The 25,924-nt window shown below is 72.3% G+C and carries 20 protein-coding genes and 1 riboswitch; of the genes, 16 read left to right on the forward strand and 4 right to left on the reverse strand.

Annotation, left to right across the window (positions count from 1 at the left end; translation table 11 throughout):
• Nucleotides 1-3: 3 nt before the first annotated feature.
• Nucleotides 4-2,523: an ATP-binding protein gene (locus RMN98_RS06495; RefSeq protein WP_309647991.1), complete on the reverse strand. Its 2,520-nt coding sequence runs from the start codon at nt 2,521-2,523 to the stop codon at nt 4-6.
• Between the two features lie 141 nt (nt 2,524-2,664).
• On the opposite strand from RMN98_RS06495, the gene RMN98_RS06500 reads away from it, so the two are divergent.
• The 3 genes from RMN98_RS06500 (at nt 2,665) to RMN98_RS06510 (ending at nt 6,392) form a co-directional block, all read left to right on the forward strand.
• Entirely contained in the window at nt 2,665-2,928 is a 264-nt protein-coding gene (locus RMN98_RS06500) for a hypothetical protein (protein ID WP_309647992.1), read from the forward strand.
• Nucleotides 2,925-4,016: an acyltransferase family protein gene (locus RMN98_RS06505; protein ID WP_309647993.1), complete on the forward strand. Its 1,092-nt coding sequence runs from the start codon at nt 2,925-2,927 to the stop codon at nt 4,014-4,016. The genes RMN98_RS06500 and RMN98_RS06505 overlap by 4 nt, the downstream gene beginning before the upstream one ends.
• Nucleotides 4,017-4,136: 120 nt before the next feature.
• Nucleotides 4,137-6,392 (forward strand): SpoIIE family protein phosphatase, encoded by a 2,256-nt coding sequence (locus RMN98_RS06510; RefSeq protein ID WP_309647994.1) that lies wholly within the window; start codon nt 4,137-4,139, stop codon nt 6,390-6,392.
• Between the two features lie 25 nt (nt 6,393-6,417).
• Here RMN98_RS06510 and RMN98_RS06515 read toward each other — a convergent pair whose 3' ends face one another.
• Both RMN98_RS06515 and RMN98_RS06520 read right to left on the reverse strand, forming a co-directional pair.
• Nucleotides 6,418-7,284 carry an oxygenase MpaB family protein gene (locus RMN98_RS06515; protein ID WP_309647995.1) on the reverse strand — a complete coding sequence of 289 codons (867 nt, stop codon included), beginning with the start codon at nt 7,282-7,284 and terminating at the stop codon, nt 6,418-6,420.
• 179 nt (nt 7,285-7,463) lie between these two features.
• Nucleotides 7,464-8,225, reverse strand: coding sequence for a putative protein N(5)-glutamine methyltransferase (locus RMN98_RS06520; protein ID WP_309647996.1), 762 nt, complete (start codon nt 8,223-8,225; stop codon nt 7,464-7,466).
• A 48-nt stretch (nt 8,226-8,273) separates the two neighbouring features.
• Here RMN98_RS06520 and RMN98_RS06525 point away from each other — a divergent pair, with 48 nt between their 5' ends.
• From RMN98_RS06525 to RMN98_RS06540, 4 genes are all read left to right on the forward strand, one after another.
• Nucleotides 8,274-9,446, forward strand: coding sequence for an NADH:flavin oxidoreductase (locus RMN98_RS06525; protein WP_309647997.1), 1,173 nt, complete (start codon nt 8,274-8,276; stop codon nt 9,444-9,446).
• 139 nt (nt 9,447-9,585) lie between these two features.
• Nucleotides 9,586-10,686, forward strand: coding sequence for a diacylglycerol kinase (locus RMN98_RS06530; protein WP_309647998.1), 1,101 nt, complete (start codon nt 9,586-9,588; stop codon nt 10,684-10,686).
• The gene (locus RMN98_RS06535; protein ID WP_309647999.1) at nt 10,683-11,489 is read left to right on the forward strand and encodes an SDR family oxidoreductase; all 807 of its coding nucleotides are present in this window, start codon (nt 10,683-10,685) and stop codon (nt 11,487-11,489) included. Before RMN98_RS06530 ends, RMN98_RS06535 begins: the two co-directional genes overlap by 4 nt.
• Nucleotides 11,490-11,499: 10 nt before the next feature.
• Entirely contained in the window at nt 11,500-12,603 is a 1,104-nt protein-coding gene (locus RMN98_RS06540) for an MBL fold metallo-hydrolase (RefSeq protein ID WP_309648000.1), read from the forward strand.
• 6 nt (nt 12,604-12,609) lie between these two features.
• Here the strand turns inward: RMN98_RS06540 and RMN98_RS06545 are convergent, their stop codons facing one another.
• Nucleotides 12,610-14,874, reverse strand: a complete 2,265-nt coding sequence (locus RMN98_RS06545; protein WP_309648001.1) for a hypothetical protein — start codon at nt 14,872-14,874, stop codon at nt 12,610-12,612.
• A 317-nt stretch (nt 14,875-15,191) separates the two neighbouring features.
• Here RMN98_RS06545 and RMN98_RS06550 point away from each other — a divergent pair, with 317 nt between their 5' ends.
• From RMN98_RS06550 to RMN98_RS06590, 9 genes are all read left to right on the forward strand, one after another.
• Nucleotides 15,192-16,112 carry an alpha/beta hydrolase gene (locus tag RMN98_RS06550; RefSeq protein ID WP_309648002.1) on the forward strand — a complete coding sequence of 307 codons (921 nt, stop codon included), beginning with the start codon at nt 15,192-15,194 and terminating at the stop codon, nt 16,110-16,112.
• On the forward strand, nt 16,109-16,564 hold the full coding sequence (locus RMN98_RS06555) for a GNAT family N-acetyltransferase (protein WP_309648003.1): 456 nt from the start codon (nt 16,109-16,111) through the stop codon (nt 16,562-16,564). The genes RMN98_RS06550 and RMN98_RS06555 overlap by 4 nt, the downstream gene beginning before the upstream one ends.
• A 116-nt stretch (nt 16,565-16,680) precedes the next feature.
• Nucleotides 16,681-16,788: riboswitch (TPP riboswitch) on the forward strand.
• Nucleotides 16,777-17,832, forward strand: a complete 1,056-nt coding sequence (locus RMN98_RS06560; RefSeq protein ID WP_309648004.1) for a thiamine ABC transporter substrate-binding protein — start codon at nt 16,777-16,779, stop codon at nt 17,830-17,832. It overlaps the preceding riboswitch by 12 nt.
• A 16-nt stretch (nt 17,833-17,848) precedes the next feature.
• On the forward strand, nt 17,849-19,492 hold the full coding sequence (locus RMN98_RS06565; RefSeq protein WP_309648005.1) for an ABC transporter permease subunit: 1,644 nt from the start codon (nt 17,849-17,851) through the stop codon (nt 19,490-19,492).
• Nucleotides 19,492-20,490 (forward strand): ABC transporter ATP-binding protein, encoded by a 999-nt coding sequence (locus tag RMN98_RS06570; RefSeq protein ID WP_309648006.1) that lies wholly within the window; start codon nt 19,492-19,494, stop codon nt 20,488-20,490. The genes RMN98_RS06565 and RMN98_RS06570 overlap by 1 nt, the downstream gene beginning before the upstream one ends.
• Nucleotides 20,491-20,524: 34 nt before the next feature.
• A complete protein-coding gene (locus RMN98_RS06575; protein WP_309648007.1) occupies nt 20,525-21,574 on the forward strand; it encodes a phosphatase PAP2 family protein in 1,050 nt (349 codons plus the stop codon).
• A gap of 289 nt (nt 21,575-21,863) precedes the next feature.
• Complete coding sequence (locus RMN98_RS06580) at nt 21,864-23,165, forward strand: C40 family peptidase (protein ID WP_309648008.1); 1,302 nt, start codon at nt 21,864-21,866, stop codon at nt 23,163-23,165.
• Between the two features lie 34 nt (nt 23,166-23,199).
• Nucleotides 23,200-25,242: an acyl-CoA dehydrogenase family protein gene (locus tag RMN98_RS06585; RefSeq protein ID WP_309648009.1), complete on the forward strand. Its 2,043-nt coding sequence runs from the start codon at nt 23,200-23,202 to the stop codon at nt 25,240-25,242.
• Nucleotides 25,239-25,916: a class I SAM-dependent methyltransferase gene (locus tag RMN98_RS06590; protein WP_309648010.1), complete on the forward strand. Its 678-nt coding sequence runs from the start codon at nt 25,239-25,241 to the stop codon at nt 25,914-25,916. The genes RMN98_RS06585 and RMN98_RS06590 overlap by 4 nt, the downstream gene beginning before the upstream one ends.
• The last annotated feature ends 8 nt before the right edge of the window (nt 25,917-25,924 follow it).

Raw genomic sequence — 25,924 nt, forward strand, 5'->3', positions numbered from 1 at the left:
CAGTCATGCTGCGGGTTCCGCCTGCTCCTGGGACGTCGGCAGGTGCACGACGAAGGTGGTGCCCACGTCGGGGGTCGAGGTCACCTCGATGCTGCCGTCGTGAGCCTCGACGATGGCGTGCACGATCGAGAGGCCCAGCCCCGTTCCGGGGACGGCTGCCGCCGTCGCCGAGGAGGCCCGGAAGAAGCGGCTGAACAGGCGGTCCTGCTCCTCGAGCGGGATCCCCATGCCGGTGTCGCCGACCCGGAGCCGTGCCTCGTCGCCGACGTGCGTCAACGACACCTCGACCCGGCCGCCGTCGTCGGTGAACTTGATGGCGTTGGACAGCAGGTTGATCACCGCGCGCTCCAGCTGGTCCTGGTCGCCCCACACCCCCACGGGGTCGGCTCCCAGGTCGAGCTCCAGGGTGAGGTCGCGACCCCGCAGCGTCTCCTCCAGGGTCTCGAGGGCGATGACCACGACCTCGCGCAGGTCGACCGCCGCCTTGCGGAGGTCGAGCTCCCCGGACTCCAGGCTGGCGAGGGTCAGCAGGTTCTCCACGAGGTCCAGCAGCCGCCGCCCGCTCTTCTCGATCCGGGAGAGCAGGGCCCGCTGGCGCTGGTTGACGGGGCCGACCGCCTCCGTGGCCAGCAGCTGGGAGAAGCCCAGCACGCTGGTCAGCGGCGTGCGCAGCTCGTGGCTGGTGCTCGAGACGAAGTCGGTCTTGATCCGGTCGAGCTCGTGCAGGCGGGCGACCGCGAGCCGCTCGTGCTCGAGCGCGGTGCGCAGCGACTCCTCGGCCCGGCGGCGCTCGGTGACATCGGCGGCGATGCCGAGGTAGCCGTGGATCGTCCCGTCGACGTCGGTCCGCGCGCTGACGGTCAGGCTCACGACGATGGTGGTCCCGTCGCGGCGGAGGTAGGTCCAGTCGCGGCGCTCGGGGACGCCCGTGCGGCGCACCTCGTGGACGAACACCTCGAAGCCGGGCTCCACGGCGAGCTCCCGGGCCCGCTCGACGACCTCGCTCTCCAGGTGGAAGCGGGCAGGTGTCTCGCGGTCGACCATCTCCACCGAGCTGAACCCGAGCATCGCCTCGGCGCCTGCGTTGAAGAACGTGATCACGCCCTCGGTGTCGGTGCCGATGACGGCGGTGGCGGTCGTCGCGTCGAGGATCGAGCGCAGCAGGCCCTGGGTCTCGAGCTGCTCGGTGATGTCGCGCCCGGTGATCACGACCGGGCCCGTCGGGTCGTCGCGGTGCAGGGGTCGGCTGCTGGCCGTGACCGCGCGAGCCTGGCCCGAGGGTGAGCGCCAGACCTGGTGCTCCACCCCGTCGGGACCGTCCCCGGTCGGCTCCCCGCCGGAGAGGAACGTGTGCCGGAACCTGGCCGCCGCCCCCGGCATCAGCAGGGCCTCGTCGTAGGCCGAGCCCACCAGCCGCGACAGGGCCAGTCCGCTGATCCGCTCCACGGCGGCGTTGGCGCGCACGATCCGGCCCGCAGGGTCCACGACCACGATGAGCGAGTCGGTGGAGTCGAGCACGGCTGCGGTGAAATCGCGCTCGACCTGGAGGTCGCCACCGCTGCGCCTCAGGTCGGTCAGCGTCTCGCGTCTCTCCTGGAGCGAGAGGGCCAGCGGCATCGCCACCACGACGCAGACGACGAGGAACGACTGGACGAGGACCGCTGAGGTCTCCGGCGTCATGGCACCCGAGGAGATGAAGGGACCACCGCCCTCGTGGATGAGGACGTTGACCAGGGTCGCGATCGCGAGGATCTCCAGCGCGACCGCCCACGGAGGCAGACGGAGCGCCAGCCAGACGAGGAACGGGAGGCACAGGTAGACGAAGGGGCGGTCCTGGCCTCGGCTGAAGACCACCGAGACCACGGCCAGGGTGGCGATGACCTGCGCCCCGGCCTCGAGCGCCGAGGCCGAACCGCGCCACTCCCTCCAGCGGATCCCGGGGGAGACCCCGGGGAGCACCAGCAGTGCCACGGGCAGCACGATCAGGACGCCGGCGACGTGCGAGGCGAGGACGCGCTCCCAGGTCACGAGGAAGGCGCCGTCCTCCAGCAGGGTCACGGTGAGGGACGCCAGCAGGCCGATGGTGAGACCGCCCAGCACGCTGGCGGCCACGAGCCGGCGCATGTCGGCGGTGCTCCTCAGGGCCGGCCTCTCGCGGGCCGCACCGAGTGACCAGGCGATGACCACGGCCTCCGTGGCGTTGGCCACCCCGAAGCACAGCGCGACGAGGAGCGGTCGTCCCGCGGCGATGTTGGCCGTACCCGTCACCGCCACCAGGGCCAGCGCCAGGGACACCCAGGACCGCTGTGGAGAGAGTGCGACGAGCGCCGCCGAGACGCCGGCGGCCGGCCACCAGGCGGCGACCTGCGAGCCGGAGGGGGCGAAGACGACCGACCAGAAGCCCAGGGCGAACACCAGAGCAAGAGTCGCGGCCGTGACGGGCAGGACCACCGAACGCCGGCCGCCCGGCCACACGGCGGGCTGGACCGGGCGCTCGGGGACGCGCTCGGTCGAGGGGGGCATGCTGCTCATCGTCGCGTGTGTGGCGGTCACGGCACCCCGGTCCACCGTTTCTTTACTTTAGGACCCTGGTGCGACCCGGGTGTGACCCGGTGCGAGCCGTCGGGTGAGCGGCCCCTTGTGGCCGCCTGTCACGCTGGGGGCATGGACGCCGACACCACCTTCGCGTCCCGCTCCGTGCGTGAGCACCTGCTGCGAGGCGCGCTCGGACTGCCCCTCCTGGTGGCCGCCTTCGCGCTGATCCCGCTGACCGGTCCGGTCGCGCTGCTCCTGGCCGTGCCGGCCGTGGTGCTGCTGCGCGGCTGCCCCACCTGCTGGGCCCTCGGCCTGGTCCAGACCCGCGCGGTCTGCGCCCTGCCGGCGTCGCCGCGAACTTCTCAGGAGCCGGTGGCGTCACAGCGGGGGTGAACCCCTCCACGCCGACCCGTCTGCTCTGGCCCGACGTCGCCAAGGGCGTCTGCATCCTCCTGGTGGTGCTGCACCACGTCACGACCAAGCACTACGCGCCGCTGGTCGCCGACGGCCTCGGTCCTGTCGAGCACCTCTGGGTGGGCCTGAGCAGTGCGCTCAAGCCGGTCCGGATGCCGTTGTTCTTCCTCGTGAGCGGCTTCTTCGCCGCCGGTGTGGTCCACCGGGACTGGACCGACGTGCGCGCGCGGGTCCTGCGGCTCGCCTACGTCTACGTCGTCTGGCTGGTCCTGTTGTGGGGCGTGTTCACCCTCGAGGTCACGCTGCCGACCAACCGCACCCAGGGGTGGCTGGAGCTGATCCTCGACGTCCTCTACGCCTCCACGGGGCTGTGGTTCCTCTACGCGCTGGCGCTCTACACGGCGCTCGCCACCGTGCTGCGTCAGAGGCCGGTGCTGGTCGTCGTGGTCGCGGCCGCGGTGTCACTCCTGTCCTCCTTCCTCCCGCTGGAGGAGACCAACCGGGTCTCGGTGCTCTTCCACTTCACCTTCTTCGCCCTGGGCGCCTACGCCCCTCACGTCGTACGACGAGTGGCGCAGGCCGGTCTGTCGCTGCGGGCCCTCGTGGCGGCGTACGCCTGTCTCTCGTTGCTGCTGGTGCCGCTCGACCCGCCACGCAGCATCGAGCTGGTGCTGCTGAGCGTGGTCGGGCTGCCGGCCGGGATCACGGCGGCCGTCGAGCTCTCGCGGATCGCGCGGGTGGCCGAGCCGCTGGCCTGGCTCGGGCGGCGGACCCTGCCGGTCTACGTGCTGCACATGGTGGTCATCGCCGTGGTCCAGCACTCGGGGGTCGTGCTGGGCGAGGGGCGCACGGCGGCGTCGTTCGCGCTGACCGTGGGCTACCCGGTGCTGGTGACGGCGCTGGTGGTCACGGTCTGCCTGGTCGGCCACACCCTGGCCGTGCGGCACGGCCTCGGCTTCCTCTTCGCGCTGCCCGGCGCCGCCCCGACGGCGCCCGAGCGGCGGGCGGAGCGCCCGAGCCGGGCGATGCTCACCGCGCCGGGCCGAGGGTCCTTCACCGGACTGTGACCGGCTCTTCTCGTGGTCCGCCCCCGCGCGAGGGAGCGGTCTCGTAGGGTCGTGCCGGAAGAGACGGGAACGACGATCGCCATGGGGCATCGGCACCATCTCGGAAGGCGGTGCCCGGACGTGTCCACCCCGTCGACTCCCCCCGGGGACCACACGCCGGCCTACGACCCGGTCGACCTGACCACGTGCGACACCGAGCCGATCCACGTGCCGGGGGCGATCCAGCCGCACGGGGTGCTCGTCGCGGTCGACGACGACGCAGTCGTGGTGATGGCGTCCGCCAATGCCGGCGCGATGCTCGGCCAGGACGCGGAGGTCGTGGTCGGCCGCCCCCTCGGGGACGTCATCGGCAGCCGTGCCGCCGACCTCGTCGACCGTCGCGTCGCGCAGGGTTACCCCGACGAGCCCCTCGTGGCAGTCCTGGACGAGGTGCCGCTGGGCGGGCTGGCCGGTCGGGCGGTCGACCTGCACGTGCACCGCTCCGGCGAGCGGACGATCGTCGAGGTCGAGCCGGTCCAGCACGTGCGGGACACCTCGATGACCTACCAGTCGGCGCGCAGCGCCATGGGTCGGCTCGCGGCGGCCGGCTCCGTGGTGGGGCTCGCCGACCAGCTCGCGCGGGAGGTCCGCACGCTCACCGGCTTCGACCGGGTGATGGTCTACCGCTTCGACGACGACTGGAACGGCGAGGTCGTGGCGGAGGACCGTCGCCCGGACCTCAACTCCTTCTTCGGCCTGCACTACCCGGCCACGGACATCCCGGCCCAGGCCCGTCGCCTCTACACGGTCAACTGGCTGCGCCTGATCGTCGACATCGGCTACACGCCGGTCCCCCTGACGCCGATCCTCGACGCCGGCACGGGAGCGCCGCTGGACCTGTCGCACTCGACGTTGCGCAGCGTGTCGCCGATCCACGTGGAGTACCTCTCCCACATGGGCGTCACCGCCTCGATGTCGGTCTCGCTGCTCGTCGAGGGGGAGCTCTGGGGGCTCATCGCGTGCCACCACTACTCCGGCCCGCACCGCCCACCGCACGACGCGCGGTCGGCAGCGCAGTTCCTCGCCCAGGTCTCCTCGCCGATGATCGCCGACCGGGAGCGCGCCGACGACCGCGAGGCGGCCCTGTCGACGCAGGCCCTGCTGGCCGAGCTGACCGCCCGGGTGTCATCCAGCTCCGAGTCGCCTCTCGACGCGCTCATCTCCGACCCGGCCCTGATGAAGCTGATGAGCGCCAGCGGGGTCGCGATGAACTTCGACGGGACGATCCGCACGGTCGGGGTGGTCCCGGCCACCGAGGACCTCGTGCGGATCGCCGCGGTGACCGACGACCCGGGCCGCTACGCCACCCACACCGACCACCTCGCCGGGACCGACCCCGCCCTGGCGCACCTCGCGCCGGTCGTGTCGGGCGTGCTGCGGATCGGCGCCTCGTCCGAGCGGTGGCTCTTGTGGCTGCGCCCCGAGATCGAGCAGGTCGTCGACTGGGGCGGCGACCCGACCAACAAGCTGCTCTCAGCCTCGGAGGGCCGGCACGTGCGCCTCAGCCCCCGGCGGTCCTTCGACACGTGGCGCCAGGTCGTGCGCGGGCACTCGCAGGGCTGGGCGCCCTGGGAGCTCGAGGCGTCCGAGGTGATGGGCCGCCACGTCAACGGGCTCCTGCTGCTGCGCTCCCGCGAGCAGATCGCGATGGCGGAGTCGCTCCGGCGCAACGTGGTCCTCGACCGGGCGCCAGGCTTCGCAGGCGTCGAGCTGGTGGCGCGCTACCGGCCGGCGACGACCTACCAGCTCGGCGGGGACTGGTGGGACGCCTTCGAGCTGCCCGACGGGCGCCTCGCCCTGGTCATCGGCGACGTCGCGGGACACGGGGTGTCGGCGGCCTCCGCGATGACCCAGGTCCGCACGGCCCTGCGTGCCTACCTCTTCGAGGGCCACAGTGCGGCGTCGTGCCTGGACCATCTCGACCGGCTGATGGACGGCCTGCTCGACCTGAGCGTCGCCACCGCCGTGATCGCCCTGCTCGACATCGCGACCGGGCGGGTCGAGATCGCCAACGCCGGTCATCCGCCGGCGCTGCTCACCGGCCCGGACGGTGCCCGGGAGGTCGCGCACGACGCGCGCCCGTTGCTCGGCGTCGGGGTCGGTCAGGCCGACACCGTCGTGGTCGACCTGCCGGTGGGGGAGACGCTCCTGCTCTACACCGACGGGCTGGTGGAGCGTCGTGGGTACGACATGGACGAGCGCACCGACCGCCTGCGGGTGCTGGCCTCCTCCACCAGCGTCGAGGAGTCGCTGGACCGGCTCGCCGACCGGGTGCTGGCCCTGCAGGACGGCACCGAGGACGACGACACCACGCTGCTCGCCGTACGACGGCTGTGACGTCGCCAGGGCAGGCCCGCCGTCGTCACCGGTGGGGGACCGGGCAGCCCGGGGTGAACGTGCCCATCGCGGCGAGGTCGTAGCCCCCGGGGTAGCTCTTCACCTTGGCCAGGTCGTGCACGAAGATCGGCTTGCGGCGCGACGGCGCGTGCGCCAGGAGACGGGCTCGGGCCCGGAGGGCAGCGGTCGAGGCGCGACGCGCGGCACGGCCCGGATCGCCGTAGCGGAAGGCCGCCAGCAGGGGCGGGTCCATCAGCGCACGGCTGAAGACATCGACGCCCTTGGCGGCGGGGCGGGGGTAGAACGACGCCATCAGCGCCAGCGTCGCGTCCGCGACGCGACGGGCGCCGGGGTCGAAGGCGAAGTGCTCGGCCTCGTAGTCGTCCATCAAGGTGGCGAACCCGTCGTAGGTGTCCGGCACGTCGGTGATCGCCATGTGCCGGCCGAGCTCGCGGTAGTAGTTGACCGAGGCGCGCAGCTCGCCGTCCGACAGGGTGCGCCAGCCGAAGTCGTCGAGCCAGCGCTTCGGCACCACCACGAAGGTGGCGAGGACGTAGCGCAGGTCGTCGTTGCTGATGTCGTACATCCGGTGCATCTGGTTGATGCGTCGGATCGCGACCTTGCCGTCGCGGCTCGTGAAGCCGGACACGAGCGGGGCCTCCAGCAGGATGCCGGTGTCGTCGTAGCGCTTCTGGCACGCGCCGGTGAACTGCCCGGTGGCGTCGAGGAGGCTGCCGATGCTGGGCACGGCGTAGGTGCGGAAGAGAGCGAAGCCCAACGACTGGTTGAAGTCCCAGGGGAACTCGTAGAGCGTCAGGTTGCGGTAGATCTCCGCGTGGTCCGTCTCCGGGTCGAGCTGGGCGTTGCGATCGGCCCACAGCGTCTTCCGCATGACTCGAGAGCGTAGTACCTGACGGGCCGCCCGAGGGCGGGAAGAGGATGGTCGACGGCCCGTCACGGTTGCTGCGCGGGCCCCCCGGTCCTCGCAGCGTGCGCCAAGCCCGACAGGGCCGCCGACGTGGGATCTGTTTCCCGATCGGCCGGCTGCCAAACCTCGCGCGGTGCGATGGTCTAGACCTGACGGCCGGAGGTCGCGCAGCCATCGACGTCGCGAGCCCGGTGCTGGCGCGGCTCCAGGCCGGCGGTCTGCATCAGGGCGGCGGTGGTGGCTGCCTGGGCCGGTCCGGTCTCGACGACCAGCAGCCCACCGGGAGCCAACCAGCACGGGGCCGACGCGATCACCCGACGCTGTACGTCGAGCCCGTCGGCGCCGCCGTCGAGCGCGACGTGGTGCTCGTGGTCGCGCGCCTCGGGCGGCATGGTCGCGATCGCACCGCTGGGGACGTAGGGGGCGTTGACGACCAGCACGTCGACTCGGCCCGCGAGGTCGGTCGGCAGGGCGTCGAAGAGGTCCCCCTCGTGGACGCGCTCCGGGGGCAGGTTGCTGCGCGCGCAGGCGGTCGCTGCGGGGTCGAGGTCGGCGGCGTGCAGGTCGAGATCGGGGTGGCGGGCGAGCAGGACGGCGCCGAGGGTGCCCGAGCCGCAGCAGAGGTCGACGACCGTCTCGCGGCCGGTGCGCAGCTCGGCGGACGCGAGCCGGACGAGGAGCGTGCTGCGTCGACGGGGGACGAAGACGCCCGGGCTCATCCGCACGCGTACGCCGTCCAGCTCGGCCCACCCGAGGACCTGCTCGAGGGGGCGGCCGGCGACGCGTTCGGCCAGCAGGAGCTGGAGGTGCCGGTCGTCCTCCGCCTCGGCGCGCAGCAGCGCGGCCTCGTCCTCGGCGAAGACGCAGCCGGCTGCCCGGAGCGCGGCCACGGCGGCATCGGTCACGCCACCGATCGTGCCACGTCCAAAACTAGAACACGTTATCGTTCGGGGATGGCACCCGACGTCTTCGCACCCACCGCTCTCGGTCCGGTCCGGCTGCGCAACCGCACGGTCAAGGCCGCGACCTTCGAGGGCCGCGCCCCGCACGGCCAGGTGACCGACGCCCTGATCGACTACCACCTCTCCGTCGCGCGCGGCGGCATCGGGCTGACGACCGTGGCCTACCTCGCCGTCGCGCCGGAGGGTCGCACGCATGCCGAGCAGGTCGTCGTCGGACCCTCGACCGCGGTCGGGCTGGCCCGGCTGGCCGACGCGATCCACGAGACCGGCGCGGCGATCGCCGGACAGGTCGGTCACGCCGGCCCGGTGGCCAACGGCCGCTCCAACGGGGTTCGCGCCGTCAGTGCGAGTCGGATGCCCAGCCCGCTGTCGATGCAGATGGTCCGCGCGGCCTCCGAGCAGGACCTGACCCGCGTCACCCGCGCCTACGTCGCGACGGCGCGCACGCTGGTCGGCGCCGGCTTCGACGTGCTCGAGCTGCACATGGCCCACAGCTACCTGATCTCCTCCTTCCTCGCGCCCGGCCTCAACCGCCGCAGGGACCGGTGGGGCGGCTCGCTCGAGAACCGCGCGCGCCTGGCCCGCCAGGTCGCTCGCGCCGTGCGCGACGAGGTCGGCTCCGAGGTCGCCGTCACCGCGAAGGTGTCGCTCAGCGACGGCTTCCGCGGCGGTGTCACCACCGACGAGGGGCTCGAGCTGGCCCGGCTGCTCGAGGCCGACGGGTGCCTCGATGCCCTCCAGATGAGCGGCGGCAGCTCGCTGATGAACCCGATGTACCTCTTCCGGGGGGACGTCCCCCTGAAGGAGTTCGCGGCGTCCATGCCACCCGTCGTACGGCTCGGCATGCGCACGCCGATGGGCCGGGGCTTCCTCAAGCACTACGACTTCGAGGAGGCCTACTTCTGGGAGAAGGCGATGCGCTTCCGGGAGGCCCTGTCGATGCCGTTGATGCTGCTCGGCGGCATCAACCGGGTGGACACGATGGAGCGCGCCATGGAGGCCGGCTTCGACTTCGTCGCCATGGGTCGCGCCGTCCTGCGCGAGCCCGACCTGGTCAACAAGCTCGCCGCCGGCCGCGCCACCGCCGGTGCCTGCGTCCACTGCAACCGCTGCATGCCGACGATCTACTCCGGCACGCGGTGCCCGGTGGTGTCGCCGGCGTGATCGGCGCGGCGCAACTCATGTAACACGTCGTCTGCTCATCTTCTGGGCCGCTGCAACGACCTTCTAGATGGGTGGACGACGTGTTACATGAGGCCCGACCCCCCTTCCACAAATCTAGAACGTGTTCTAGGTTGGCCCCATGTCGCAAGTGAAGCCTGATCGCAAGCTCCGTGTCGTCGTCTGGTCGACGGGGACCATCGGCCGCCACGCCATCGCGGGCATCGACGCCCACCCCGACCTGGAGCTCGTGGGGGTGTGGGTGTCCAACCCGGACAAGCACGGCAAGGACGCCGGCATCCTGGCCGAGATGGGTCGCGAGCTCGGGGTGCTCGCCACCACCGACCGCGACGCCCTCATCGCGCTGAAGCCCGACGCGATCGTGCACACCGCGATGGCCGACGACCGGGTCTTCGAGTGCATCGAGGACCTGATCTCGTTCGTCGAGGCCGGCATCAACGTGACCTCCTCCGGGCCGGTGCTGCTCCAGTGGCCCGAGAAGATCCTGCCGCCGGAGTTCCTCGCGCGCATCGACGACGCCTGCAAGGCCGGCAACGCGAGCATCCACGTCAACGGGATCGACCCCGGCTTCGCCAACGACGTCCTGCCGCTGGTGATGACGAGCCTGTCCCAGCGCATCGACGAGGTGCGGGTCATGGAGATCTGCGACTACTCGACCTACTACCAGCCGGTCGTCATGAGCGACATGTTCGGCTTCGGCAGGCCGATGGACTTCAAGGCGATGCTCTGGGAGCCCGGCATCCTGACGATGGCGTGGGGCAGCGTCGTGCGCCAGATCGCCGCGGGCCTCGACGTCGTGCTCGACGAGCCGCTGACCGAGGAGGTCGACCGCCGCGCCGCCGAGGTCGACACGCCCTCGGTCTCCGGCGACGTCGCCGCCGGCACGATGGGCGCGGTCCGCTTCCAGCTGATCGGCAAGGTCGACGGGACACCGCGCGTCGTGCTCGAGCACATCACCCGTACGGCGCCCGACCAGGTCCCGGAGTGGGAGACGCCGCCGGCGGGCGGGGACGGCTGCTACCGGGTCAAGATCTCCGGCGAGCCGATGATGCAGGTCGACTTCACCCACCACGGCGAGCACGGCGACCACAACGTGTCCGGCATGATCACGACCGCCCAGCGCATCATCAACGCGCTGCCGGCCGTCGTCGCCGCCGAGCCCGGCCTGGTCACGGCGATCGACCTGCCGCTCGTCACGGGGCGCGGGCTGGTCTCCCGATGAGCATCCTCGACCGCTTCGCCGTCACCGACCAGGTGGCGATCGTCACCGGCGCGGGCCGTGGCCTCGGCGCCGCCACCGCCGTCGCCCTGGCCGAGGCCGGCGCCGACGTGCTGATCTCCGCCCGCACCGAGAAGCAGCTCGACGTGGTCGCCGAGCAGGTCCGCGCGACGGGTCGCCGCTGCCTCGTCGTGGCGGCCGACCTCAGCGACCTCGACGCGGTCGCGGGCCTCGCCCAGGCGGCGTACGACGAGTTCGGTCGGCTCGACACGGTCGTCAACAACGTCGGTGGGACCTTCCCCACCGAGTTCCTCAAGACCAGCAACGACTTCCTCAACGAGGCCTTCAGCTTCAACGTCACGACGGCCCACGCGCTGACTCGCGCCGCCGTCCCGCTCATGCTGCAGACGGCGCCCGAGGCGCAGAAGAGCGTGGTCACGATCTCCTCGATGATGGGCCGCACGGCCGACCGCGGCTTCATCGCCTACGGCACGGCCAAGGCCGCGCTGGCGCACTGGACCAAGATGGCGGCCCAGGACCTGTCGCCACGGATCCGCGTCAACGGCATCTACGTCGGGTCGATCATGACCAGCGCGCTCGAGTTCGTCGCCGGTCAGCCGGCGATGATGGACCAGCTCGAGTCCAAGACGCCGCTGGGCCGTGTCGGCGAGCCCGAGGACATCGCGGCCGCGGTGCTCTACCTGTCCTCCCAGGCGGGCCAGTACGTCACGGGCAAGCTCCTCGAGGTCGACGGCGGCATCCAGCAGCCGACCCTGGACCTCGGGTTCCCCGACGTCGGCGCGTAACGTCCCGCGCGTGATCCCCGACTCCGCACCCCCGCCCGACGCGAGCCGGAGCAGGGACCCCGGCGTGAGCACGGCGTACGCCGTCTCGCCGGACTCCGGTGAGCACTGGACGGCCGAGGGTGCCTGGCGCGTGGCCGACGGGATCTTCCGGATCCCGCTGCCGCTGCCGATGGACGGCCTGCGTGCGATCAACGTCTACGTGATCGAGACCGGCGACGGGCTGACGCTGGTCGACGGTGGCTGGTCGATCCCGGTGGCGCGCGACCTGCTGGACCGGTGCCTGGGCGAGGTCGGCTACGGCTTCGCAGACATCCGTCGCTTCCTGGTGACCCACGTCCACCGCGACCACTACACCTTGGCGCGGGTGCTGGGCACCGAGCTCGGCGTCGAGGTGTCGCTGGGGCTCGGCGAGCTGCCCGCGCTCGACCTGCTCACCAACGTCGGTCAGCTCAGCGCCAACCCGTTCGTCGCGGTGCTGGTCTCGGCCGGAGCGCGCGAGGTGGCCGATCAGTGGGTGCGCATGGAGGGCGACGAGCTGCCCGACCCCGCGATGTGGGCCTATCCCGACGTCTGGCTGTCGGGCGACCAGGAGCTCAAGGTCGGTAGCCGCATCATCGACGCGGTCCACACCCCCGGGCACACCCCGGGCCACTTCGTCTACGCCGACCAGGCCGCCGGGCTGCTCTTCGCCGGTGACCACGTGCTGCCGACCATCACGCCGTCGATCGGCTTCACCGTCCCGCCGACCGACCAGCCGCTGGGCGACTTCATGGGGTCGCTGGCCAAGGTGCGCGGCCTGCCCGACCTCACGGTCCTGCCGGCGCACGGCCCGGTCGCGCCGTCCTCCCACACCCGCGTCGACGAGCTGCTCGTGCACCACGAGCGCCGGCTCGCCGAGAGCCTGCACCTGCTCGCCGGTGGTCCCCGCACGTCGCACGACGTGGCGCAGGGGCTGGGCTGGACGCGTCACGAGACGCCGTTCGAGAAGCTCGACGTCTTCAGCCAGGGCATGGCCTCCATGGAGACCAAGGCCCACCTCGAGCTGCTCGTCGCGCGTGGTCAGGCCACGCGCGAGGAGCACCCCGACGGTGTCGTCTTCGCGGCCCTGACCTGAACGGCCTCAGCCGCCCGTGAGCGAGATGAACGACAACGCGTAGTAGTCGTCGGCCGCCAGCGGCAGGTAGAGGTCTCCGACGTAGACCAGCGACCCGTCGTACGGCAGGGCCAGCGAGGCCTGCCGACCGTAGCCGTCGAGCGGGTCCTCCACCGGCTCGCCGCTGACCGCGTCGAGGAAGCGGTTGGTCCAGCCGTTGGTCATGACGACCTCACCGAGCGCCGCCACGGTGCCGTCGTGGGAGAGCCGGTGCCGCGGCGGCCGGAAGAGGTCGCGCAGGTCGAGCGTGCCCGGCACCTCGCGGTCGAGCGAGAAGCGGGCCAGACCGGGCTTGGAGGCGTTGCCGTAGCCGGCCGTGCGGTAGATGCCGGCGGCGTAGACGTCGTCGCCCTGACGGGCGATGTCGTAGATCGGGCCGTTGGTCTGCGGGTCGAAGCCGTTGCGGACGTGGCCGTTGCCGGGACGCACGCGCAGCAGCGCCAGGTGGGCGGGCTGCCCGCCCGGCCGCGTGCGACGGAAGCTGCCCGCGACGAGCAGGTCGTTGCCGGCGGTGCCGAGCTCGGAGACGTAGCCCTTCAGCGGCAGCACGAAGCTGCGGAGTCGCTCACCGGTGCGCTGGGAGTAGGCGGTGATCAGGTTGCGCGGGAAGCGGACGTCGTTGTCGAGGCGCTGGGCGACGTAGAGCCGGTCGCCGAGGGTGGTCACCCCGCTCAGGTTCGGTACGCCGGTCACGGCGAGGCGATCGATCGGCTCGCCGGTGGTCGGGTCGAAGGCGCGCACGTCGAGGCGGGTGGGGGAGTACCACCGGCCACGGGCATCGTGCTCGAAGGCGTCGTAGCCGTGGAAGTTGGTGCGGGCGACGTAGATCGCCCGGTGACCGGGGACCATCGAGCCGAAGCGCAGCACGGGGTGCCCCCGGAAGGTGGGGCGGGGCAGCAGGGTGGCGGCGTCGAGGGCGGCGGTGTCACGGGCGCGGACCGAGCCGGCCATGAAGAACTGCCCGCCGACGTAGAGGCCGGGGCCTGACGGCTCGACCGCGTTGACCTGGCCGTCGAGGTGGTCGAGGGTCTTGCTCACGCGGGCGCCGGTGGTCACGTCGACCGCGGCGAGGTTGGTGGCCGGGGTGCCGCCGACGCTGCCGAAGAGCCCGCCGACCCAGAGCTCGTCGTCGACGACGCCGAGGTCGAAGACGCCACGGTCGGGGCCTTCCCCGAGGTCCGCGACCGCGGGGGTGAAGGCGGGGTCGCCGGCGCCGGTGGCCGGGTCGAGCGAGACCAGCGGGCCGGGCGTCCCGCCGAGGGCGCCGAAGCCGCCGCCGACGAGGAGCCGGTCACCGCTGGGCAGGATGGTGTGGACGACACCGCCGAGCTGCCCGTAGGGCGTTGCGGTGGGCGTGAAGCTCGGGTCGGCGGTGCCGGTGTCGGGGTCGAGCGCGATCAGGCCACGGCCGCCGACGTAGAGCCGCGTGCCGTCCGGGTCGGCCGCCAGGGCGCGGACCTCGCCGGGCAGCGACGCCTCGAAGCCGGTGTCGCGGGCGCCGGTGACGGGGTCGACGGCGATCAACGACCCGTCGCCGACGAAGAGCCGCCCGTCGCTCACGACGAGCTCGGTCACGCGCTCGGGCCGCGGCGCGAGGAAGGGCGTGACGTCGCCGGTGGTCGTGTCGATGGCCGCGAGGTTGCGGCGCTCGCTGTCGTCGACGGAGTCGAAGAGGCCGCCGACGAAGAGGGTGTTGCCGTCCAGCGCGAGCGCGCTGACCAGGCCGCGGACGCGTGGGGCGAAGGCCGGGTCGGCGGTGCCGTCGGCCGCCACGTGCAGCACGCCGCCGAAGCGGTGACCGTCGACGTTGGCGGTGTTGCCGCCGACGTACCAACCGCCGGCACCGTCCGCGACCACCACCGACACCTGGCCGTCGAGCGCCGGTGCCTCGGTGCGCACGCCCGTCGTCGGGTCGAGCGGCATGCCGGAGCCGGTGAACCGGCCGATGCGGGTGAAGTCGCCGCGCACGAAGAGGGTGTCGCCGCGCCGGGCGAGGTCGGTGACGTCACCGTCCGTGACGATCGCGTACGACGGCGGGGCAGGCTGGAGCGGCGCCCGCCGTTCGTCGCGGGTCAGCGCCGCCGACCCGACCTGGGCGCTGCTCGGCGTGACGCCGGCCGTGGCGGTGAGCGCGATCGTCAGCGCGGCGACCGCGCAGGCGCGGCCGGCGGCGGTGATGGAGGCGGCGGTGATGGAGGCGGCGCTGTCGGATGCGGCTGGGGGTATCGGCACGGGCTCAACGTAGGACCGCACCGACGCGCCGTCCGGGTTTGTCGCCAGGAGGCCTCACTGGTCTGGACGCCGGGCTGGTGTCGCCCTGCCGAGGCGGCGCAATGTTGCTCCGGGTAGGCCGAGTCGGCGCAGTGTTGTCCCGCGTACGCCGAGTCGGCGCAATGGTGCAGCGTGCGCCGCCCCCGCCTGCACCATCGCGCAGTCTCGGTCCCGCGTCTGCAACATCTCCCCTAATCGGCCCCGCGTCTGCAACATCGCGCCGACTCGACCCCCCGTCTGCAACATCGCGCCGACTCGGCTGTGGAAGGCTCCTCGCCATGCCGAGCCGTCGCCATGCCCTCCTGGCCTTTGTGATCCCCAGGATCCGCCGCTCCAGCGACCTGGACAGCCCGGAGCAGGAGCGGGCGCGCATCGAGGCGGTGCACGCTGCGTGGGGGCAGGTGCAGCCCGACCTGCCGAGCAAGGGGATCCGTGGATTCGCCAAGGACGTCGCCGTCGTGACGGAGACGGTGAGCGGTCCGGCGGGCGACTTCCCTGCCTACGTCCTGACGCCCCGCGGCGTGAGCATCACGCGCACGCTGTTCTACGTGCACGGCGGCGGGTTCGTCGCGCCGATGGACCGCACGCACGTGGTCTATGCGACCCGGCTGGCCCGCGAGCTGGGCGCCCGTGTCGTGATGCCGGCCTACCCGTTGGCTCCCGAGCACACGGTGCACGACTCCCACGAGGCCCTGGCCGACCTCGCCTCCCGCTGGGCGGCCGAGGGTCCGCTGGTCCTCGCCGGCGACTCGGCGGGTGGGGGCTACGCCCTGGCGCTCGCGCAGACCCTCCGCGGTCGCGGCGGCCCGCAGCCCTCGCACCTGCTGCTCATCTCCCCGTGGGTCGACCTGACGACCAGCACCCCGGAGACCGAGGCACTCGACGCGATCGACCCGTGGCTGTCGCTCGCCAAGCTCCGGTCGTACGCCGAGTGGTGGGCCGGGTCGTCCGACACGCTCGGCAGCCCCGAGGCGTCGCCGGCGCTGGCCGACCTCGACGGACTGCCTCCGGCGCTGATGCTCTGCGGGACCCGCGACCTGCTCGTCGCAGGGTGCCGGCTCCTCGCCGAGCGCGCCGCGGGGTCGACCTGGGACCTCACCTACGTCGAGGCGCCCGACCTGATCCACGTCTACCCGATCCTCCCGCTGATCCCCGAGGCCAAGGCGGCCTTCCGGCGCACGGTGGAGTTCCTCCGGTGAACATCGCAGCCATGCCCTTCGCGGCCCTCGACTCCGCCACGGCCTACGCCGTGTGGCGGCTGCGCCAGGAGGTCTTCGTCGTGGAGCAGGAGTGTCCCTACCCCGACCTCGACGGTCGCGACCCGGAGCTCGGCACCCGCCACGTGCTGCTGCGCGACGGCAACGGCGACGACGGAGACGACGCTGCGCTCCTCGGTTACGCCCGGGTGCTCGACGACGTGACGGTGTGGCGCATCGGCCGCGTCGTGCTGGCTCCCGCGGCCCGTGGCCGCGGTCTGGCAGCGCCGCTGATGGAGACCGCGCTCAGCGTCTGTCCCGACCGAGCGGTCGTGCTCGACGCGCAGTCACCCCTGCGCGACTTCTACGCTGGCTTCGGGTTCGCCGTGGACGGAGAGGAGTTCCTGGAGGACGGCATCGCACACCTGCCGATGCGGCGACCGCACCACGCGTGACCGCCGCGCCGACTCGGCGTACGCCGTGCAACATCGCGCCGACTCGGCGTACGCCGTGCAACATCGCGCCGACTCGGCCGGGTGAGCGATGACACGCACGAGGTCGCTAGTCTGGAGGTTCACGACAGGGGAGCAAGCGCGAGCTTGCTGAGAGTGCGGAAGAGCCGCAGACCCTCGAACCTGCTCCGGTTAGCACCGGCGAAGGGAGTCACATGAAGTCTATTTCTGCTGTCCTGCTCACGTGCGCGTTCGCGACGGCCTCCTGCTCACTCATCGGCACCGGTGACGACGAGGAGCGAGCCACCGCCCAGGCCGGGGGTGAGGTCGTGCTGGTCACGCACGAGTCCTTCGTGCTGCCCGACGAGGTCCAGGCGGCCTTCGAGGAGCAGTCCGGCTACGAGCTCGTGGTCCGCGCGTCGGGGGATGCCGGCTCGCTGACCAACAAGCTGGTCCTCACGAAGGACGACCCGACGGGCGACGTCGCGTTCGGCGTCGACAACACCTTCGCGTCCAGGGCGCTCGAGGAGGGGGTGTTCGACGGCTACGAGCACCCCACCCCCGCGGGCGTGTCCGACTTCGAGCTGCCCGGCGACGAGGAGCACGCGCTCACCCCGGTCGACAACGGCAACGTCTGCGTCAACGTGGACGACACGTGGTTCGAGACCGAGGGGATCGCCCCGCCGGAGACGCTCGAGGACCTGACGGACCCGACGTACGAGGACCTCTTCGTGCTGCCCTCCGCCGCCACCAGCTCGCCCGGCCTGGCGTTCCTGCTCACGACGATCGCCGCCAAGGGTGACGCGTGGCCCGACTACTGGGCCGACCTGATGGACAACGGCGCGCTGTTGACCAGCGGCTGGTCGGAGGCCTACCAGGGCGACTTCACCCAGGGCGGCGGTGAGGGCGAGCGCCCGATCGTGCTGTCCTACGACTCCTCCCCGGCGTTCACCGTCGACGGCGAGGGCGGCACGAGCACCAGCGCTCTGCTCGACACCTGCTTCACGCAGGTGGAGTACGCCGGCGTGCTGGCCGGCGCCGCCAACCCCGAGGGCGCCCGCGCGCTGGTCGACTTCATGACCGGCCCGGAGGTGCAGGCGGCGCTCCCCGACAGCATGTACGTCTTCCCGGTGGTCGACGACACCCCGCTGCCCGAGGACTGGGCGACCTTCGCGCAGCAGCCGACCGACCCGTGGGCGGTCGACCCGGCCGAGGTCGCCGCCAACCGCGACGACTGGCTGACGCAGTGGCGCGACGTCACCACCGGCTGACGTCGCGGCTGATCGCGTGAACACCTGGAGACGCCCGGTCACCCTGCTCGCCCTGGCCCTGGTGCCGGTCGTGGTGCTGGGCGTCTTCTTCGTGCTGCCCGTCAGCGGCATGGTCGCGCGGGGCTTCTGGCCCGACGGCGCCTTCGCCCCCGGCGAGGTGCTCGACGTGCTCACCCGGCCGCGCACCGGTCGGGTCGTCTGGTTCACGGTGTGGTCCGCCGGGGTGGCGACGCTCCTCGCCGTCGCGGTCGGGCTGCCGGCCGCCTACGTCCTGCACCGCCTGGACTTCCCGCTGCGGCGGGCGGTCCGGGCGGCGCTGCTGGTGCCCTTCGTGCTGCCCACCGTCGTCGTCGGCGTGGCGTTCCGCCAGCTGCTGGGGGAGGCCGGGCCGCTGGGCTTCCTCGGCCTCGACGGCACGCCGGTCGCGATCGTCGCCGGCCTGGTCTTCTTCAACGCTGCCGTGGTGATCCGCGCGGTCGGCGCCTCCTGGGAGTCGATGGACGCCCGACCGGCCGAGGCCGCCGCGGCCCTGGGTGCGAGCCCGCGCCAGGTGTTCCTCACCGTCACGCTGCCCAGCCTGCGACCCGCGATCGTGTCGGCCGCGAGCGTCGTCTTCCTCTTCTGCGCCACGTCCTTCGGCGTCGTGCTCACCCTCGGCGGCACCCGCTACTCCTCGGTCGAGACCGAGATCTACCTGCTGACGACCGACCTGCTCGACCTGCCGGGAGCAGCGGCACTGTCGATCGTGCAGCTGGTCGCGGTGGTCGTCCTGCTCGCGATCGCCGGACGACTGCGGGCGAGCGCCGACCCGAGCATCGTGCGGGTCCCCGCCCGGCCACGCCGCCCCCGTCGCAGCGACCTCGGGCAGCTGGTGGCGACCGGTCTGCTGCTGGCCTTCGTGGCGGTGCCGTTGCTGACCCTGCTCGCCGGGTCGCTCCAGGTCGGCGACGCGTGGAGCCTCGACAACTACCGCGCGCTCACGACCACCGGCTCGGAGCAGGCGCTGCTCGCGCCGGTCACCGAGGCGCTCGTCACCTCGCTGCGGACGGCGCTCGATGCGAGCTGGATGGCCCTCTCACTGGGGCTCCTCGTCGCCCTGGCGGTCACGCGCCGGTCGCGCTCCCGGGCCGAGCGCCGCGTCCGCGGGGTGCTCGACGGCTTCTTCATGCTGCCGCTCGGGGTCTCCGCGGCCACCCTGGGCTTCGGTTTCCTGATCACCCTCGACTCGCCCCCGCTGGACCTGCGCGACTCGCCGCTGCTGGTGCCGCTCGCGCAGGCGCTGGTCGCGCTGCCGCTCGTCGTACGCACGCTGGTGCCGGTCCTCGACGGCATCGACGACCGGCAGCGCCAGGCAGCTGCATCGCTGGGGGCCGGGCCGCTGCGGGCGGTCGTGACCGTCGACCTGCCGGTGCTGTGGAAGCCGCTGCTCGCCGCGTCCGGCTTCGCGTTCGCCGCGTCGCTGGGCGAGTTCGGCGCGACCGCCTTCCTGGCGCGCGACGACCACCCGACCCTGCCGGTGGTGATCTTCCGGCTGATCGGCCACCCGGGTGCGATGAACTACGGCATGGCGCTGGCCGCCTCCGTCGTCCTCGCCGCCACCACCGCCCTCGTCATGGCGGCGGTCGAGCGGTTGCGCGTGCCGTCGCTGGGAGCGATCTGATGAGCCTGTCCCTCGCGCACGTGTCGGTGGACTACGACGGGGTCCCGGCCGTCGTCGACGTCTCCCTCGAGCTGCCCGCCGGGCAGGTGCTGGCCGTGCTCGGGCCCTCCGGCTCGGGCAAGTCGACGCTGCTGCGTGCGGTCGCCGGTCTCGAGCCTGCGCGCGGGCTGGTCGCCTGGGACGGCCAGGACCTCGCCCGCGTGCCCACCCACAAGCGCGGTTTCGCGCTGATGTTCCAGGACGGGCAGCTCTTCACCCACCTCACCGTCGCGCGCAACGTCGGCTACGCGCTGCGGCTGCGGCGGGCCCGTGACGTCGACGGCCGGGTCCGCGAGCTGCTCGCGCTCGTCGGCCTCGAGGGCTACGGCGACCGGCTGCCGTCCACGCTCTCCGGCGGAGAGCGCCAGCGGGTGGCCCTCGCCCGGTCCCTGGCCGTGGAGCCGCGGTTGCTGCTGCTCGACGAGCCGCTCTCGGCACTCGACGCGGGTCTGCGCGAGCGGCTGGCCGGTGAGCTGCGGGAGATCCTGGTCGCGGCCGGCACCACCGCACTGATGGTCACCCACGACCACGAGGAGGCCTACACGGTCGCCGACCGGCTCGCGGTGATGCGCGACGGGCACCTCGTGCAGAGCGGCGCGATCGACGAGGTCTGGCGTGCACCCGTCGACCCGGCCACCGCCCTGTTCCTCGGCTACGCGCGGGTGCTCGAGGGTGCGACCGCCGCACGCCTGCTGCGTGCCGCCGGGCTGGCACCGGCCCGCGCGGTCGCCGTACGACGATCGGCGCTGACCGTCGACGTCTCGCAGGCGGCAGGGCGCGCCGACCAGCTCGTCGGGGTCGTCGTCTCCGCGCGTGTCACGCCCGACCAGGTGCGGCTCGTGGTGGACGTCGAGGGGCTCGGGGAGGTGGACGCCGTCGCAGCCGTCGACACGCACCCCAGCGCGGGGGAGCCCGTGCGGCTGGCGGTGGACCGGTCGCGGCTAGCGGTGATCGGATGAGGCTCCTGCAAGAGGCTTCTCTACACTGACCCCCGTGTATCGCCGCGCCTATGTCCTCCTCGTGGGCACTGCCCTCGTCATGGGCGTGCTCGCGTTCGTCGTGTCGCGCCACTACGACCGGCCGTTGCTCGACCCCGAGGGCTCGTTCCTCGGCCCGTCGTGGCTGCGGCTGCCGCTGCTGCTCTTCGGCGCCGGCCTGCTCGACCTGCTGCCGCGCACCCTGTGGTTCTCCAAGCTGCGGCCCCGGGAGATGCCGCCCATCGTGCGCGAGCGGATCCGCACCCACTGGAGCCGTGAGCGGATCACCCTGGTGGCGCTCGGGATCGTGTCCTTCTACGTCACCTACGTCAGCTACCGCAACCTCAAGTCCTGCCTGCCGATCGCGCGGCCGGGCGTGGAGTACGACCGCGAGCTGATGTACCTCGACCGCGTCCTCTTCTTCGGCGCCGACCCGCCGGTCGTGCTGCACGCGATCCTCGGTCAGGGCGTCTCCGCGCACTTCCTGTCCACGATCTACGTGTGGTTCCTGCCGCTGGTGCCGCTCGCGCTGACGGCGTGGCTGGTGTGGTCGCGCAACATCTCCTTCGGCTACTGGTTCGCCACGTCGCAGTGCATCGCCTGGTCGCTCGGCACCCTGTCCTACTACGCGCTGCCCACCAAGGGCCCCGGCTTCGAGTACTTCTCCCGCTACCAGGGCCTCGACCGCACCCCCACCACCGACCTGATGAACGCCCTCGCGGCGGACCGTGTGGACGTCATCCACGGTGGCGTCACCGGTGTCGTGCAGTCCGTCGCGGGTTTCGCCAGCCTCCACACCGCCATCACGCTCCTGATCGCGCTGATGGTGCAGTTCACCCTGCGCAGCCGGATCCTCAAGATCGTCTTCTGGGCCAACTTCGCGATCACCATCGTCGCGACGCTCTACTTCGGCTGGCACTACCTCGCCGACGACATCGCCGGCATCATGATCGCCTTCGTCGCCTTCTACCTCGGCGGCATCGCCACGGGGCAGAAGTTCGAGCGGCGGAGCCTGGTCTCGCACCCCACCACCACGACCTCGGCCATCCCGGTCGAGAAGGTCTGACCGCTGGTCCGGGCCGGTCCGCCCGCTGGTCGGCGTCCTGGCCGCACTTGTAACACGTCGTCCACCCATCTACCCGCCCGCTGCAACGGTCTCGTAGATGGGTGGACGACGTGTTACATGGGCTGCCTGCGCCCACCTTGAGGCGCCGTGAAGCAGAATCACATTGGTGTGGTTTGCAAGCCGACACGCCGGCAACCCCTGAGAAAGTTGAGGAAATTGTGGCGTTTGTGACTCATGAGCACTAGCGTGCTGCGAGTTGCTCGATTCCCCGACATGTCTGGAGACCGCCGTGCGCTCCCGCGCGACAGCCGCCACCGCCCTGTGCCTGATCCTGGCCGCGGGTGCTGCGACCGCCCAGGTCGCCCATGCCGACGAGGACGTCCCGAGCCGCGCCGAGGTCCGTGAGGCCGAGCGTGCGGTCGCCAACGCGGATGCCGACGTCGCCTCGGTCCAGGCCGCGCTGAGCGCCGCCAACGAGCGGTTGCGCGTTGCGGCGATCACCGCGGCCCAGGCGGCGGAGGCCTTCAACGGGGCCCGCTACGAGGCGGCCCAGGCCCGCATTGCCGCGCGCAGGGCGGCGCGCGCCGAGCAGGTCGCGCTGGCCGACCAGGAGCGCCTGCGCGACACCTACGCCGAGTCGGTCGTCACGTCCTACGAGGCGATGCCCGAGCTCAACGCCCTCTCCGGCGTCATGGAGTCCGAGGGCATCCTCGAGGTGGTCGAGCGCGTGGGCACGATGAACGACACCCAGCAGGCCCTCGACGGCAAGTACGACGACTTCCGCGTCGCCTCGAGCGCCGCCGAGGTCGCGAGCAACCTGGCCGCCGACGCCCGGGGCGAGGCCGAGACCACCGAGACCGCCGCTCGCGAGGCGCACGACCAGGCGCAGGCCGCTGCCGACGGTGCCGCTGCCGAGGCTCAGGCGGTGGCCGCGGAGAAGACGACGCTCCTCGTGCGGCTCGCCGACCTCCAGGACATCAGCGTCGACCTCGCCACCCGGCGACAGGCCGGTCTGGAGCGGGCAGCAGCCGAGGCTGCCGCGGAAGCAGCCGCCCAGGCAGCCGCCCAGCAGGAGCAGGAGCAGGCGCCCGCGCCCACCCCGACGCCGTCCCCGGAGCCCGAGCCCGCCCCGCAGCCGGAGCCCACCCCCGAGCCCGAGCCCGAGCCCGAGCCCGAGCCCGAGCCCACCCCCGAGCCGGCACCGGCCGACGACCCGCCGCCGGCGGCGGCCGGCGCGCAGGCGGCCATCGCCTTCGCGCGCGACCAGATCGGCGAGCCCTACGTGTGGGGCGCAGCGGGGCCGGGCTCGTGGGACTGCTCGGGCCTCACCATGGGTGCCTGGCAACGCGGCGGGACCTCGCTGCCGCACTACTCCGTGGCGCAGTACGACGCCTCGACGCCGGTCGACGCGGGCGACCTCGTCCCGGGCGACCTGCTCTTCTGGGGCTCCTCGAGCGACCCGTCGTCGATCTACCACGTCGCGCTCTACATCGGCGACGGCCAGATGATCCACGCCCCGCGCACGGGCCAGCCCGTCCAGGAGGCCTCCATGTACTACTGGACGCCGCCCAACTTCTTCGCCCGACCCTGACCCCAGGCCGGCACCGACTCGCTAGCGTTGGTGCATGGCCACCGACACCGCACCGCCGCAGGCATCGGCACCTCAGGGCACCGAGGGCGTCTACGTCCAGCCCGAGGTCGACGTACCCGCGCTGCAGACGCTCCTCGACGGGCGCTACGCCGAGGTCCGCAACCTCGTGCGCAGCAACCTCGACGACTACGCCGGCGTCCTCGAGGAGGCCGAGACCCTCTCGCGCGACGACTTCCGCGAGCGGGTCAAGGAGATCGTGGTCGAGATGGCCGCGACCGGCCAGACCGGCATGGGCTTCCCGCAGGAGTACGGCGGCGGTGGCGACATCGGCGCGTCCGTCGCGGCCTTCGAGACGCTGGCCTTCGGCGACCTCTCGGTGCTGGTGAAGGTCGGCGTGCAGTTCGGCCTCTTCGGTGGTGCGATCCTCCAGCTCGGCACGAAGGAGCACCACGACGCCTACCTCGCGCCGCTCATCACCGGTGAGCTGATGGGCTGCTTCGCGATGACCGAGTCGGGTCACGGGTCCAACGTGCAGGCGCTCGGCACCGTGGCGACCTACGACCTGGCGACGCAGGAGTTCGTGATCACCACGACCACCGACGACGCCCGCAAGGACTACATCGGCAACGCCGCCAAGCACGCCGAGCTCGCGGTCGTCTTCGCGCAGCTCGAGGTGGCGGGCGCCTCCGAGGGCGTGCACGCGTTCGTCGTGCCGATCCGCGAGGGCGGCGAGCCCTGCGCCGGCGTACGCATCGAGGACGACGGCCTCAAGATGGGCCTCAACGGCGTCGACAACGGCCGCCTCTGGTTCGACCAGGTGCGCGTGCCGCGCACGGCGCTGCTCAACCGTTTCGCCGACGTGACCCCCTCGGGTGTCTACGAGAGCGCGATCGCGAACCCCAACAAGCGCTTCTTCACCATGCTCGGCACCCTCGTGCAGGGCCGGGTGTGCGTCGGGGGCGCCGGCATCAACGCGTCCAAGGTGGCGCTCGCGATCGCGACCAAGTACGCCCTGCGCCGCCGGCAGTTCGAGGCCAGCAGCGAGGACGAGGAGGAGCTGATCCTCGACTACGGCATGCACCAGCGCCGGCTCTTCCCGCTGCTCGCCGACACCTATGCGCTGCACTTCGCCCAGGAGGTCGTCGCCTCGCGCCTGCACGACGTCTTCAGCGGCATCACCGACGACGAGCACACCCGCCGCGAGCTGGAGTCGCGGGCGGCCGGCACGAAGGCCTACGGCACCTGGCACGCGACCCGCACGATCCAGGAGTGCCGGGAGGCGTGCGGGGGAGCGGGCTACCTCTCGATCAACCGCTTCGCCTCCCTCAAGGCCGACACCGACGTCTTCACGACCTTCGAGGGCGACAACCACGTCCTGCTCCAGCTGGTCGCCAAGGGCCTGCTGACCGACTACTCCAGCGGTTTCTCCGACCTCGACCAGTTCGGGATGGTGAAGTTCGTCGCCGGGCTGGCGGTCGAGACGGTCCTGGAGCGTACGGCGGTCCACAAGCTGTTGGAGCGCATCAAGGACGTCCTGCCCGGCGGTGACGACGGCTGGGACCAGGAGGCGGGGCTGCTCGACCCCGACTACCAGCTGGCGATGCTGCGCTTCCGCGAGGAGCACATGCTCGGCGGCGTCGCTCGGCGGCTCAAGCGCGGGATCGACCAGGGGATGAACCCCGGCGTGGTCTTCTCCCGGGTGCAGGACCACGTGATCGGCGCGGCCCGCGCCCACGTCGAGCGCCTGGTCCTCGAGGCCTTCGTCGAGAAGACTCGGCAGCTGCCCGAGGGTGACCTCAAGGTGGCGCTCAACCTGCTCTGCGACCTGCACGCCCTGTCGACCATCGAGGCGGACCGGGCGTGGTTCATGGAGCACGGTCGTCTGACCAGCCAGCGCAGCAAGGCGATCAGCCGCGAGGTGTCGTCGCTGTGCCGCAAGATCCGCCCGCTGGCCGGCGACCTGGTCGACGCCTTCGGCGTGCCCGACGCGATGCTGCGCTCGCCCGAGCTGGTCGGGCCCGTCGGGCCCGCCGGGTCCGCCGCACCCGCCGCACCGGTCGCACCGGTCGCCCCGTGAGGCTCCCCCTGCTCCCGCGGTTCGGGCTCGGCGGCTGGTCCGACGACCCGCTGTGGGGCACGGTCTACGACTGGACCGTCGAGCACCCCCGGGTGGGCGGTGCGCTGTGGGCGGTCGCGATCCAGAGCGACCTGCGCAGGCTCTACGCCGCCGCCGCGGAGACCGGTCGGCTGCCCGCCGGCAGCGCCGTGCTCGACGTGCCGTGCGGTGGCGGGGTGGCGCTGCGCGGCCTGCGGCCCGGCCAGGGCGTGCGCTACGTCGCCGCCGACATCGCCCAGAAGATGCTGGACCGCACCGTCGACGCGGCCTACGAGCGCGGGGTCGAGGACCAGGTCGAGCCCCGGCTGGCCGACGTGGGGGAGCTGCCCTTCGCCGACGGCGAGTTCGACCTGGTGGTGTCGTTCACCGGGCTGCACTGCTTCCCCGACCCGGCGCGCGCCGTGGTCGAGATGGTGCGCGTGCTGAGCACCGGGGGCGTCATCACCGGCAGCACGATCCTCAACGACACCGGGCTCCAGCACGAGCCGATGCGCCAGATGGGCCGGCTCGCCGGTCTTCTCGGCCCCGGGTGCACGGGCGATGAGGTCCAGCGGTGGCTCGGCGGCCAGCGGTGCGTCGACGTCACCCTCGACCGCTCGGGTGCCATGGGCTACTTCCGGGCGGTCAAGGGCTGAGCCACCGC

Source organism: Nocardioides sp. (genome assembly GCF_031397825.1).
Classification (GTDB): domain Bacteria; phylum Actinomycetota; class Actinomycetes; order Propionibacteriales; family Nocardioidaceae; genus Nocardioides.

Excerpts from the sequence above, each read along its gene's own strand:
- RMN98_RS06495 (WP_309647991.1), bottom strand. The coding sequence starts at position 2,523 with ATGCCCCCCTCGACCGAGCGCGTCCCCGAGCGCCCGGTCCAGCCCGCC.
- RMN98_RS06500 (WP_309647992.1), top strand. The coding sequence starts at position 2,665 with ATGGACGCCGACACCACCTTCGCGTCCCGCTCCGTGCGTGAGCACCTG.
- RMN98_RS06515 (WP_309647995.1), bottom strand. The coding sequence starts at position 7,284 with ATGCGGAAGACGCTGTGGGCCGATCGCAACGCCCAGCTCGACCCGGAG.
- RMN98_RS06525 (WP_309647997.1), top strand. The coding sequence starts at position 8,274 with ATGGCACCCGACGTCTTCGCACCCACCGCTCTCGGTCCGGTCCGGCTG.
- RMN98_RS06530 (WP_309647998.1), top strand. The coding sequence starts at position 9,586 with ATGTCGCAAGTGAAGCCTGATCGCAAGCTCCGTGTCGTCGTCTGGTCG.
- RMN98_RS06535 (WP_309647999.1), top strand. The coding sequence starts at position 10,683 with ATGAGCATCCTCGACCGCTTCGCCGTCACCGACCAGGTGGCGATCGTC.
- RMN98_RS06550 (WP_309648002.1), top strand. The coding sequence starts at position 15,192 with ATGCCGAGCCGTCGCCATGCCCTCCTGGCCTTTGTGATCCCCAGGATC.
- RMN98_RS06560 (WP_309648004.1), top strand. The coding sequence starts at position 16,777 with ATGAAGTCTATTTCTGCTGTCCTGCTCACGTGCGCGTTCGCGACGGCC.
- RMN98_RS06570 (WP_309648006.1), top strand. The coding sequence starts at position 19,492 with ATGAGCCTGTCCCTCGCGCACGTGTCGGTGGACTACGACGGGGTCCCG.
- RMN98_RS06585 (WP_309648009.1), top strand. The coding sequence starts at position 23,200 with ATGGCCACCGACACCGCACCGCCGCAGGCATCGGCACCTCAGGGCACC.